At 52.1% G+C, this 13,239-nt stretch carries 10 protein-coding genes; 5 read left to right on the top strand and 5 right to left on the bottom strand.

Features of this window, described 5'->3' with window-relative positions; genetic code table 11:
- Positions 1–856: 856 nt before the first annotated feature.
- Entirely contained in the window at positions 857–1,324 is a 468-nt protein-coding gene (locus AC1MEW_RS12615) for a hypothetical protein (RefSeq protein ID WP_480426486.1), read from the top strand.
- Positions 1,325–1,856: 532 nt separating this feature from the next.
- Here the strand turns inward: AC1MEW_RS12615 and AC1MEW_RS12610 are convergent.
- From AC1MEW_RS12610 to AC1MEW_RS12595, 4 genes are all read right to left on the bottom strand, one after another.
- Positions 1,857–2,210 (bottom strand): hypothetical protein, encoded by a 354-nt coding sequence (locus AC1MEW_RS12610; protein ID WP_480426484.1) that lies wholly within the window; start codon positions 2,208–2,210, stop codon positions 1,857–1,859.
- A gap of 4 nt (positions 2,211–2,214) precedes the next feature.
- The gene (locus tag AC1MEW_RS12605; RefSeq protein ID WP_480426482.1) at positions 2,215–2,637 is read right to left on the bottom strand and encodes a DUF6957 family protein; all 423 of its coding nucleotides are present in this window, start codon (positions 2,635–2,637) and stop codon (positions 2,215–2,217) included.
- Between the two features lie 120 nt (positions 2,638–2,757).
- Positions 2,758–3,066, bottom strand: coding sequence for a hypothetical protein (locus AC1MEW_RS12600; RefSeq protein ID WP_480426481.1), 309 nt, complete (start codon positions 3,064–3,066; stop codon positions 2,758–2,760).
- Positions 3,067–3,266: 200 nt separating this feature from the next.
- Positions 3,267–3,998, bottom strand: coding sequence for a metallophosphoesterase (locus tag AC1MEW_RS12595; protein ID WP_480427221.1), 732 nt, complete (start codon positions 3,996–3,998; stop codon positions 3,267–3,269).
- Positions 3,999–4,167: 169 nt separating this feature from the next.
- Here AC1MEW_RS12595 and AC1MEW_RS12590 point away from each other — a divergent pair, with 169 nt between their 5' ends.
- The 4 genes from AC1MEW_RS12590 to AC1MEW_RS12575 all read left to right on the top strand — a co-directional run bounded on the left by AC1MEW_RS12590 (position 4,168) and on the right by AC1MEW_RS12575 (position 11,199).
- Positions 4,168–4,623: a helix-turn-helix domain-containing protein gene (locus tag AC1MEW_RS12590; RefSeq protein WP_480426479.1), complete on the top strand. Its 456-nt coding sequence runs from the start codon at positions 4,168–4,170 to the stop codon at positions 4,621–4,623.
- A gap of 165 nt (positions 4,624–4,788) precedes the next feature.
- Complete coding sequence (locus AC1MEW_RS12585) at positions 4,789–5,826, top strand: restriction endonuclease-related protein (protein WP_480426477.1); 1,038 nt, start codon at positions 4,789–4,791, stop codon at positions 5,824–5,826.
- Between the two features lie 65 nt (positions 5,827–5,891).
- Complete coding sequence (locus AC1MEW_RS12580) at positions 5,892–8,924, top strand: hypothetical protein (RefSeq protein WP_480426475.1); 3,033 nt, start codon at positions 5,892–5,894, stop codon at positions 8,922–8,924.
- Entirely contained in the window at positions 8,887–11,199 is a 2,313-nt protein-coding gene (locus tag AC1MEW_RS12575) for an RNaseH domain-containing protein (RefSeq protein ID WP_480426473.1), read from the top strand. Before AC1MEW_RS12580 ends, AC1MEW_RS12575 begins: the two co-directional genes overlap by 38 nt.
- 177 nt (positions 11,200–11,376) lie before the next feature.
- Here the strand turns inward: AC1MEW_RS12575 and AC1MEW_RS12570 are convergent, their stop codons facing one another.
- Positions 11,377–13,239, bottom strand: a complete 1,863-nt coding sequence (locus AC1MEW_RS12570) for a hypothetical protein (protein WP_480426471.1) — start codon at positions 13,237–13,239, stop codon at positions 11,377–11,379.

Raw genomic sequence — 13,239 nt, 5'->3', positions numbered from 1 at the left:
CAAAGTCATTGCCCGTGAACGCTTCGCTCGCTTGCCACTTACTCCCCCATTCAGGGGGGAGAGGATGCTAAAATCCGCTACGCATACCGCCCGCTTCTTAGTGTGATTAGACATCCATCATGACTGCCGTTTTAGAGGAAATGCGCTAAGCGCTTTTTGGCTCATGCAAGCCACCTGATCCTGATCCAACTCTACCAAAAGCATCTGAGCCTCTGATCGTCTCGGCGCAACGAAATAGCCCAAAGCCCCGCCTCTCCGGTAAACCATTCTCTCCTAAACTGAGGGTGACGATGCACGCCACCAAAGAATTTGAAGGCGCCGTCGAAGTTTTCACTTACGACGCCAACACATCAAGTATATTTGTTGCAGAGCAAGAAGCCAATAGCGAAAAAAGAAGAAGTTCCGGTACTTCCATGTGTTGTCGATAAAACCCATCTAACGCTCGCACCGACAACCTGGTTAAGCCACACCCCGAAATGTTTAAGTACATCCAGTCGACTTCTGAACAGGACTTCACGATGCACTCCATGAATAACCCTATGACTGGTTGAATCTCACGGCCTCTTGCTGCGCTTGAATGCCACCGATGGTTCAAATGTCTGAGAACTACTCATATTTCTCCTCACCTTGTTGTGGATGATGAAATTCACTCGCCTTGCCTCATATGCTAGGCCAACGTCGGACAACCATTCAGAAGCATTTTTGCGTTTGGCTTAACGGGACAAGTCGTAAAAAATTATTTTACTATGCCGTGTCGTTAGTTGACAAAATGGCAATGAATTTATCCTTGCAACGGAGAAAAGGTTCATGGGATATTATAGTCATTGCATATAATAACAATGAAAGGAAAGTAGCGATGTCCTATTGCATCAATGTTAGCCATCTCGAAAGAGAAACCGTGGTCTCCGTCGAGATAAACGGCCCAAGTGAGGAATACCGGTCAGTCCGAATCTCTCAATTCCAATGTATCGGCTGGCTCTTGGGTATATTCGACAGTGCTCAACGGCTGATTGACAGGTCTGATGGGCTTTTGAACCCCGGTTATGACCAGGAGGCGTTGGAGCGAGTGGCTGGGCTATCAACTGATCAAGCCATCCAACTGCTCGCGCTGACTACGCTCAATGAGCGCTTTGAATACGTGTGGGAGGTAATAGGGGAAAGCGAACGTGAAACGGCGAGTGTCATGGATTTTCGTTACTACGACAATTTCTGGCCTGGTTTCGATGCCTACAGCCTCATTTGGAATCCTACCCCCTCCCCCTACCCTGGTCAGACGCTTCCTTTGCCGGCAAACTTCCCCAGCTTTTCTACGCTGAAAAGCTAGAAATCAGGTGGCGCGGCATTAGCCCCTGCCGAGCTTCAACGATCTATTGCATCACCAGAATCGAAAAAATAGGGAGTGACCTCTTGCATTGATTAGTATCATTCTCTAGGACATCTGCGTTATTTCCCTTGGCTTCCCGGAATTCTCTGCTGGCCAGAACAAGGACAGCGAAATCGAGCTACGGATCAAGCAGATTACCTTCGACAATGCAGGCAAGTCGATTGACAAGAACGATGCGAAAGAGACGATTCTGAAGGAGTTGGAGTCAGAGAAAATCGAGACATTCAAGACGCTCTCGATTCCTGGTAAACCAGTAACGCCTTAGCCGCTGTCACCCATGTGCTTACCAAGCAGCTTCATCGATACACAACATCTTGGCTAGAGATTGAAATAAGGGAAAAGGCATACGGCGCCTAACGACATCGTGAAGTTCAATGCTTGGCGAAGGCAAATTCACAGTGACCCAAATGTCTGTTTTCATGGATTCAGCAAGGTGCTTTCCGTGAGCTCATGTGCAGTCCCCTGAGGGTGACTAGTTGACGTGATCGAGGCAACGTACGCGGAGCCAGTGCTCCCCTCCTAACGTCCCAGCTTGCCCACAGACCTCGCAGATCGACATCGACCGTTCTTCTGCACCGGCAACCATTTCTCGGCACGCCGAGTCACCTCCGGAATAGTAAAAGCGCAACCCCCCGAATTTTTCCTTGACCTGACGCACCTGAATTGGCGGCAGCTCAGGGTGAGCATCCATGTAAGTTTTCAGCGCGCGACAAAGCTCATCGATTAAATCCAGCCAACCTGGCAGACATCCGATTTCGCGAAGGGGCGCGTGGCAGAAAAACTCCGGATAGCGAACGCGCAAGATAGGCAACAGATCTTCAATCATAGAATTATTGTTTCCGGTTTATGTAGGCGGCCATTGACTGAACAGCGGGCAAGCTCACGTGTTTGCGAGCACCTCGGCCGGCCAAGATAAAAATCGTGGTTTTGCTTTCAAAAATGCAGCCGTCGAAGTCACATTGGTAACCGCTCAAGATGCTGTCACCAGGCGAATGTTTGTTCTGGCTGTCGAACACTGCCGCTTGGGTATACAAGACAGTCGCATCAAGGCTTTGGGCTTTGATTTTCTGTTCAGTAGATTCTGGAAGCATGACGTCCAAAATCATCCAATGTCGGACGATGCAGAACGGTTTTTCTGTAAAGGTATCAGCGGCCAGCTTGATCAACTCATCATCGCCAAGTTTTGAGCCCCCTAGGGGTTGTGCTGACCCATACAGTAAATCTCCCAGCAGCTCGTCGTCTGTAACACTCATTCTCGTCATTCCGCTAACCTGCTCTCCCCCGCGATTACCAAGCTAAGAATCTTTTTCCCGATCCCATCACCACCTGGATAACCCCGAAGCTTTTACCGCGCATCTGCATTTGCAGATCGCTCAGTGATAAATCCGGTTCATATAGATGTTGCTACCACCGGGAGCCCAACTGACCACAACGTAGAGGCTCCCTGCCACAGTTCGGAACAACGCATAACCGTCGATGAAGAACACGTTCTTTATCGCGGACGTTCTCATACTGGTGCCCTCCCGAAATCGACCCGTGGTATCGCCAAACACCGTCCCCATCAGCACCGGAGGGTTGTCGACGGCTGCAAGCAAAAATGCGGTGATGGGCATGCCGAAATCTATCTCCATTGCCAATGCCACTGCTGCCGGAATGGAAGGCGGGTGCTCTACCCCAGTCATGCCGCAGCACCTAAGAAGTGCATCTGAGTCTTCAAGGGTCGTACTTTTTTGTCTCGCCAATGAATCATTCAAAGTCCTCTTACTCATCCAATCGGACACCGCCAGGTTCGCCCACACTCCATTGCTAAGAAGACATGGTCGATACGAGCCAAAACGTTTAAAGGAGTCCTTGGTCGACGCATGACGTCTAACCAGAGCGCTCATGAAAGGTCGACCACCAAGCCAGGATCAAAGCCAGTGTCTTCGTTTGGGTAACCCCGAGGGTTAGAGACCACGCGACACCGGCCCAGCGTGACGTCGACGGCCCGGTGTGTATGACCGAAAATCCAGAGATCCGCTTTATCCAGAAGCTTGTGCCAACGGTTTGAGTAAGCAGCACTCAAATGTCCTTCATGTTTATCACCCGCAACCTCGGGTATGGGTGCGTGATGCGTAACGACCACAGTTTCGCCATCGAATGGCTCATCGAGCGCCTTGGACAACCAAGCAAGCGACGCGTGGTTTCGACTGATGAGGTCGGATGGGCGCAGCCGGCGATAGCTTTCTCCAATCCGAATGACCCGAAAATCATTCATCCAATCCCATGCTGTTTGGGTTGCCGCAACCACGTTTCCACTCGACGAAAAATCAGTCCACCCAGTGGCGCAAAGGAACCGTGTTTGATTCCAAATAAAGGTCTCGTTTTCCAGGACGTGGACGTGCGGTAAGGCGGCTTCCTTCATCTTGTGTAGCGTGTGATCGATGTGGCCACCGTAGAACTCGTGATTACCGCAGATGTAGAGGACAGGGCACTGAAAGACTTCATTCGCCCATGTCACGCCCCTCGCCTTGACATCGATGTCCCCACCCAAAATCACCAGGTCAAAAGTACTGGATGCGGGCACATAGGGCGAAAACTCGTTGTGCAGATCTGAGAGCACATGAAGCTTGATCAACGGCCTGATCTCGATTTACAGCTAAATTGAAGGGGCTGAAACAGAGGCGGGATTTCGCAAGCCGTCAAAGGACTCACAGAACCGATACCGCCACCAATATAAATATATAGATTTGAGTGGCGGATGGCAAACGGGGCATACAACTCTGTTTTAACGGAACGGAAAAATGTCTGTACGCAACGCCTTCGCCGCAGCGCTAAAGGTCTTGAGAAAGAAGCGAGGGCTCACACAGGTAGCGTTGAGTGGAACTATCACTCAGTCACATGTGAGCCAAATCGAAAGTGGGAAAACCTCGCCCAGCCTTGCGGCCATCATCGAGCTCGCCCGAGTGATGGAGCTCAGCCCTGTCGCGCTGATGGCTATCGTGTGCGCTGCGCAGGATGAGCTGACGCCCAGCGAAGTCCTGGAGGTCGCCAAAGAAGATCTTCAGTCAATCTCACTACTTAACGCCGCCATTTCAATGGAGGTCGAAGCAAAACCGCACCCCGGTGTCACTGCAGCGGCAAAAACCCGAGAGAAAGTCCAAGCGTTGAAGAAAAAAGGGTTTTCGCAAGCGGATATCGCACGAGAACTGGAGATGGCGGAATCGACGGTTCGCCGGCACTGGCATCGTTCGGGTTGAGGTTATCGTACTTACTGGACAGCCCCCCGCGCTTGTACTCCCCCGTGATTCCCGTTTCATCCGCCTTGCATTTTGCCCAAAATTGAACCAGCCTCACTGATCAGCGTGCCCCATCAGTTCAGAACGCACACTCCGCCGCAGCGTTAGCGCTGCAGGAAGACTGCCATGGAACAAGACGACGTCGTCGTCCAACGGTTACTGGGCGTGATCGTGAGAGCGGCGCAAGCCATCGACACGACCGATCAAAACCTTGCCGCTCTTCTAGATGAAGCCAGCGCATTGCTGTGGTACCTGAAACCCGGCACTCCTCCCCTTTCCCTGGCCACCCTCAAGCACTACATCACCCTGCCATTGGAGCATTGGCTGGATGAACGCACGCGCCAAGGCTTCACCGGTTCGCTGAGGCTGGGCGGTGCACCCAGTCTGTTGTGCGACGAGATACTGCTAGAGCTTGATCCTAAAAAGGGCTGGGAACGCGTACAAGCCATCATCGCGCAGGTACGCGATCTCTGTCGCACGCGCGAACATGGCGAAGCGGAATACCGGGTGTTCCGAAGATTTCTCATTGAGCACGGCGTAGTGGATGTGGATCAGACCCTGGACTTTCTGATGCCCCTAGGCGTCGGATTTACCACGCTCTACGAACCCATCCCGCTACATGATCAAAAAGCGGGAATGATCTATCTGTGCCCTTCGTGTCGGTGGCCAATGAGGCTTGACCATTCCCAGGTTCGCTGCGGGTCACAGTGGTGCCTGGAAACGGCCGGCGTTTATGAGTGGCGACACGAGATGCTCATCAGCGCCAAGTACGCGACCACGGTTGAACCACAACCGGTTGAGAACACCCAGCGGCTTAAAACAGCACTCTGGAAATTCACGCTCATTCCTGGGTTGATCGAACTGCGCCTGTACAAACGTTTCGTGGAAATGGGCCTGCACCCGGAGTTATGGCCGGAGGTTGACCAGGCAGATATTCGCCTGTTTATCGGTGACAAAAAAATCGATCTTGATGCCAAGGTTTGGGCATCCACCGGCTTGCTGGGTAATCACCTGGAAATGCTGGATACCCGTGAAACCTGGGTGATCATTCCTGACTACCAAAAATCTTACGTCCATTCCCTGAATGAAACCTGCCCTCCCAATCTGATGGTGATGAGCGAGAGCCAGTGCGTGCGCAAGGTATCGCAGTTATGCCCACGCTGACCCAGACGGCGACTCGCCTTTGCCTGGCACTCACCGCGCGTTACCTTGGCCCGGAGCCTACGTTAATGGACGCCGTTGCCTTCACGGCCGGCCGGCCTCATACCTGGAGCCATTGGGATGACCTCCCCGATGACGACAAAATGAAATTTGTTTGTCTCATCAAACACCGGCCCGCCTCACTTGCGCACACCGGCCGCTTTATCGCGGCCGCATCCAGAATACTGTTGGCAGCAAAATCTCCTTTTCGTCTGTCTCAGACCGCTTTAAATCCACTGAAACTCAAAGAAACAGATACCTACCTCGTCGCAGACGGGATTGATATCGACTGCCTTATTGATGAACTCCTGCAGGACATCAAAAGAACAACCACACCACAGGAAACGGTCAAAATTCCGTGCGAGGGGGCGATCGAACTGCGTGAGATACAAGCCCAGTCCTACAGAACGTTCCTCGTTCCCGAATCATTTCGCCCTTACCTGAAAACAGAACCGGCACCGCTGAGGTTCCGAGATGCTCCAGCCACCCCCATCATGAGCTGGAGTCGCGTGCAGCTGCACTCCCTAGCGTGTTCGCTGGATGAAGCGGCACGACGTGACGAACACAGCAGGCTGCACCAGAAGCATCGAGAATCCCTCGAAAGAATCCTGCAATCCAACAATGCGGTAGAGGCAACGGCGGGCACGTTTTACCGCGTCAATGCACCCACCGGGTCAGGCAAAAGCGTCGTGATGCTCATGATGGCAATTTTGGCCGCCCAAGAGGGACACCGGATAGTGATCGCTGTTCCGACGCTAACGGATGTGAGAAATACCGTCGAGGCCCTGAGGGCCACTGTGGCGGTGGTCGCGCCGGCTCTGCGCATCGCTCCTCTGCATTCGCAACGACGGATCGCCAGTTCCTCGTTGCATTATTTGTCCACCGGTCGAGAAGATCACTCCTTCGATTACCGATGCCTGCTGGACGCCTTTTCCACAGACCACAGTAAATCCAAGCGCGATGAAGAGCCTTGCTTCAACCTGCTGATGCCCGGTGTGAAAAATGGCAAAGAAGTCTCCAAGCGCGTCGACCACTGCCCCTTCCTGAATCAATGTGGCAAACGCAGCATGCTGGAGCAGGCGCTGAGCTCAGACATTGTGGTGGTGAACCACCATGCTTTGATTTCCAGCACCACCCGAATCCCTTTGGAAGGATGTGGCTCAAGTAGCCGCAGTATCCTGGAACTGCTTCTGCGCACATCGCCTTTATTCCTAGTGGATGAAATCGACGGCCTGCTGCAAAGCGCGATCGACACCAGCGTGTTCGAATTGACCCTGAGCAACCGTCGACAAGAAAGCGCGTTGGCTTCTTTGAACACAGAAATTTTCAGCCAGGACAGCATCCCGGAACTCGACGATGACACCCTTTTTAGGGCACAACGGGCATCGACAGCCTGCATCCTCAATACCACACGACTGCTCAGACTCGCCAAGGAGCATGTGAAGTGGCCGAATCGCGAAACCGTTTGGGAACGTGCAGACGATAGTTTTATCAGCTCCAGCCTGGGCATCGAGGGTGACACGATTGATGGCGTCTGCGGTTACAGAGACGTTGAAGTGCCGCCAGTTCTGCATGAACTGCAGGAGTTACTCAGGTACTTCTCCCGCAACGATGCAGAACCAAGCCCTGAGCACATCGTGGCGGACATCGGCCTGTTCCTTCGCCACCTTTCCGTGTCCGGAAAACTGCCCGCTCGTCTCAATGACGACAAACTTCTGAGACTTAAATCTGCGCTCGTGTTGCGCACCAGCCTGCATTATCTCGAAGAGAGTTTGCGCACGCTTCACGTGGATGTTCCGTTGCTTGTGCGCGCCAAACTCTCGTACGCGCAAGCGGTGCAACAAGACATGGCGGGCTCTGCTCCATTCAGCCCTACGCCGCTCGGCCCTTTGCAACGCATCGTGTATGGGTTCAAGCGCAAGAAATCCGGCCACAACAATTGGTCATTGCAGGTGGTAGCGTTGCGTGGCGATCCTCATCGCACGCTGCAATACCTCCCAGAGCTCACCTCACTCATCTATGCCGGGGTGAAACGAATCTTCATTGGCTTTTCAGCCACGGCGTTTTTTCCTGGAGCCAGCAGTTTCGATTTGCAGGCAAAAAACCTGATCGACGTCCCCGACGCTGAAGGCAACATCCGGTTTGAAAACGTGAATGTGACCGTGGCGATCTCCGGCTCCCAACTCGACGAACGTCTCGTTAATGTCAGGCGACTGGGTCGAGAGTTGTGGCCCTGGGTGGCTGCCAAACTCGCGGCACTGTCAGCCAACCCCGAGACGCACAATCGGGCCAGGCTACTACTAGTGACCGGTAGTGATGACGAAGCGGAGGAGCTCGCTTCAACCTTGCACGAAATGTCAGAAAACCTCCACCAGGTGGGCTGGGCTCGAAGCGGGAAAAAAACCGACAAACAATTGCGCCTGCCAGCTCGGCAAAGACTCACGTTTGACGACCTCATCGAGTTTGCAAAGGGCCCATACACCAACGTTGATGTATTGGTCAGCTCCATCTATCCCATCGCCAGGGGCCACAACATCGTCAACGACGATGGACTGTCCGCACTGGGTGCCGTGGTGGTGTGCGTACGGCCGATGCCCTCCTCTGATCAGCCAGCCAACAACCTTGCCCATGTCTGCTACACCGTTGGCCAGCGAGTGATGCCAGGGGACCGTCCCGGGCTGGTTCTGATTCAGGAAAGAGGCTTGTCCAACCGCGTGCTAAACGACATTCGCACCTCGCCTCCCACATTCAGTCGACAGCCCGAGGAGATCCGGCACTTCACCATCATGAATGTACTCGTCATGCTGACTCAGTTTGTCGGCAGGGCCCGCCGTGGTGGCACGAAGGTGACGTGTTACCTCGCCGATGCAGCTTTTTTTGATAATTCCAGGACGTGGGCGGATTTGCTTGAAGAGACCATTCTCAAGCTCAAAAGGGATGGGCACTGGCAGGCCTTTTCTCGCCACCACGCCGGGCTCGTGGAAGCGATGAATCTCTACATTGAACACGCACGGAAAACGAACGATGAACAATCAGCTTCGGACGAACCTTTTCCATTTTGATCCGCACCAATTGCCTCCCGTTCATCAGTGGCACTCCACTAACGAGTACAGACTGGGGTGGCAACAGCTCGCACGCATGGCCGGCCACCTGAGTCCGCCGACTACCACGCTCGAAGAAATGCTTGGCGTGCTATCAGGCGGCCCAGCCTGGGTCAATCCCTATGCTGATCGCACTCCCGAAGTACCTGCCATTGCATTGCTCAATCCACTGCCCCATGAGGTCGTGTGCAGGGCCATAGAGTTATGGTCGCTTAGTGTTATCCACAGAACCAACAACACGGGCAGTGAAGTGCATCGATTGCTTATTCCAGGCGAACCCAGTCTTTTGCATGCCTCCACATTGATCAGCGACCACCAACAGTTCATGCCGGCTTACAAGGTGATCCCGTGGATGGTGACCCAAGCCATGGCCGCCGCTCCGATGGAGTCGTCCTACCCGCTCGACCTGACGCTCTGCTCGGATTCGACATTGCTGGCCTGGGACAGGCCGCTCACCTACCAGTACCGTAATCGATCAGCATGGGCCATGCATGCCATCAACGTGCAACTCGTATTGTTGCATCGTCGCCCGATGCCCTACATCGCCATCAATGTCCACCTGAGCCATCTCCTTCCTCAATGGCGACACTCCACCCGGTCGACCTGGCTGAAGACACCGACGGGTGTTTCGAAGTTGAGCATCCACATCACTCCCAAGAAAGAGGGTCACTACACCACCGTGTATTCAACGGAAGCGACTCAACTGCTCGAACTCATGGGCCAGCCGACGTTTCCAGAGCTGGGAGGTGATGACATTGCGATGAGCAGTGACTTGCGCCCTATCCATACCCACGTTCCCCCTGCATGGCCCGTTGGATCAGGCACAGGGCCCCTGTTTCTTGATCAGGCGTGCTTTCACCTTCTGAAAACCTTGCCTGGCACTTCACCGATGTTGGCCCACCGCGTGACGAGTCAGTTGCGCACTGTGACTTTCAAAAAAGAAATCCCTTCCCAACCACCGATTCGAATTGCTGTTGTCACGGCGCACACGGACATCATGAGCCGAGTGCTTGATGCGCATAAGCGGCTTGGCGAGCTCAGCCAGGTGTTCAAGGAGCTCCCGGTGCCTGCGCTAGTGCTCAAACAGTTAGGGTGTACTCACGCTCAAGAAACCCTCTGCACTATTACAACAGCGTCAAACGTTGAGCAGTGGTTCAACCAGGAACTGTTGCCCAAACTCAACGCGTTAAAACCCGACGTCGCGATCATCGAAACGACCCTTGATGCCGCTTCAAATCCAGAGGCAGACCCCAAACATATCCTTCGAGCACTCTGCGCCCAGCATGGCATCGCCACGCAGTTTCTGGTGCATGCAGATGCAGAAGAGGACGAGCCGACGTTTGATGAAGAGGAGACCGATTATCCAGCCATCAATGGCTTGATCGATGCCATTCGTGGATCTGGTTTTTTGCCTCGCCACCTGTCTCGCACGCGGGGTGTTGAGGAAGGCACGACCGTGGTGTCGATCTATCTCGACGAAAACCGGACTTCCAGTCAGTCCAAATTTCTTCTCGTCATCACACGCATGCATGTGGGAGAAGCGCACACGCAGGTCTTCTGGCCCGATGCTCAAAACGACAATATTCCGAAATGGTTCGACTACCGAGAGGGGTTGTGCCAGATACATTCAACGGCCAGATTGTTGACCAAGGAGGAGGCGCAGCAACGTGTCTCACAAGCCTTGCTCGCCCCGACCGCAATCGCCGGCAGCCCGCTGGTGATCTACCTGCATTCTGATTTGAAAAAGCTCTACCCTGGCTTGAACGACGGCTCGGGTAACGGCCTACCTGGTGTTCCAAAAGAAGCATGGGTTATCCGCATTCGCGCGGACTCTCAGACAGCCCAAATGAGCGGCGACCACACGAAATCACCGTTCGCGGCCCAGTACATCGGCACCAAATTGGGTGTGTATGAAGCGGCTGATCACGATCGTCTGCATTACTTCGTATCTCACACCAAGCAGTACGGCAGAGTGGAGTCTCAACGCAAGCACACTCGGTATGACATCCCGCAAGCCCGCCTGAGAGACCCTTGGCAGCAGTTGGGCGTGACCGAAATGGTGGTCATCCAGGAGGGGAACTTCAGTAATGCCAGGGAACTGGCCATGCAGACCGGTATCTGGTGTCGAGACGCGCCGTTGTGGGATGGCTATCTCAGGCTGCCCTCGCCACTTCACGCGGCCAAACAGATTGCGGAGGATCATCCAGTGGCAGAGCGCCGCAGAAAAAGCGTCTGATATATTCAATTTCTAACTTAATAATGGAAGTTGTATCGGCACTCTATTTTAAAGAATAGCAGAGCAAAAAAAGCAAGTATAAACCACGCAAAAAAAATACACATGAATCAAAATCGATTCATGTGTGAACTTTCATTAAATCAACACACAAGCCCAGCCCTACTACTTAAGCAGCACTCAAACATCAGTTAGTCGCGGCGAATATTTGAGCATTTCAGTGGGAAGAGCAAACAATCTTTCTATATCGAGAGCGGAAAACTCTAACTTTCTACCCTCAACAAATCTTAAAATCAAACCATTACAAAAATCTCTATAGTAGAAGTAGGTTTCTTCGTCAATGAATGTTGTACTATGAGCAAGATCCTTTCTAATTTCATAAAACTCCAACAAACGCTTGAGCTCGATATCGTCTGAAACCAGTGACAATGAATCATGAGCTTCTAGTGAGTATAAAAGTATTAAATGTGCCAGATCAGAATAACCGAGAACCCCACTCCTAAGCTCATAAGGTTTACCAGCCACATCATTCATTGACCGAGAAATACCTTCAGGTAATCCTTTGTAATCCCAAAATTCAATACCAAAATAAGTATAGGCGTAAATCTGAAGCAATGTTTCTGGGATCGTCAAAATTGACTGCAACGACTGAAACGGACTATAGCTGTCTGCCAAATGCAGCCGGAGTCCTAGAAGTTGTAGCAAAGGTGCGATCAAATTTTTAGTAGGTTGACGATCACAGCAAACATACCTCTCAAATCTAAGAACCGCGTCCGCCTTCCTTGCAAGGAGGAAGGACGCGAGGAGCTTCGTTACAGGGCGCCAATTCTCAAGTTCTTTTAACCAAACGTCTCCAGCTGGAATCTCTGTAACTCTCTCTTTGAAACTATCAAGAGCGACAAGGGCTTCAGCCCAATCCACATCACTTGAATAAATATCAGTAAACAACTGACAAAGACGAATACTATCGCCAACACTTTTCCAGTAACCAAAATTATCTCGATCAGTGTTACCTGATATCTCGACAATTTCTAACGCACTGGAAAAGTCACGACCAGACAACAAATTAATTAGATCAGCAAGCCATGTATGGCCGGATATACGCTGAAGCTCGTCCTTAGCTGCCCACGCAAGCATGTAAAAATTCAAGCCGCCGTTTTTATTTAAGATTATCGAGTTCCAATCATGAAAACGTACTTGCCCAACCGAATCCCCATACAGGCCAGAACACATCAAATTGACTATGTTTTTCTTGTAGACATGAGAAACCGCTTTTGCATCTAACCACCGAACCATGCGCTGACACAAGTCTACGGATCTAGATTGCAAAAAGCTGTCGAGACCGGCGCGTCGCTTAGTGCCTACTTCTTCAATCAATGCCTCAATCAGCTCTGCTGTTCCTGCCGTCGCGGTATGTAGAGTTGTGCACTGAGAGTTGTCTAATCCAAACTCCGCCCCCAAGGATTCAATTTCGTTGATTGAGTAACCTTTCAAAAGCTTGTGAGTATGGCCTTGGCCCCAATCAGATGCCAGAAAAGGTGCTTCGTCTTTCTTCATCGCCCCCCAACGCTCACGTAGGGTTTGTAGTGATACAGGCATTGTGACGACGGTCTTCAGTCGATGAGAATGCTCAAGGTTTCGCAGCGTCGTGCCAATATCTTCACCAAGCTTATCCAGCGCCTCATGAAATCGCTGGATAATGATAACCGGGACTCTGGAACGAGCTACTACTGCCTGACAGGCCAACTCAAGAATTGTTGAAGCATCCGTTTCACCAACTAGATGTTCTTCAACTTTCCATTTCTTTGCTACGGCGCATGCGAATTTATACTCACTTGTAAAATCGGCCGTATCGAGCTTGGCAATGGCTAATCGCTCTGCTAGCTCCCCGACGACCGAGTAGACAAATTCCTGAGTCGTAATCTTCAATATTACATTTCGCTCACCACTCATAGGTGGTGAAATAACAATATAATTACTTCTAGAGCGCTTCCACGACTCTACAATAGTTTTTGCTAGATCATCCTGTGATTTAGGTAGCAT

The sequence above is a fragment of the Pseudomonas sp. ASL4 genome, from assembly GCF_056680395.1.
Note: the sequence above shows the minus strand (reverse complement) of the source record. Positions and strands in the feature narration are given on the sequence as shown.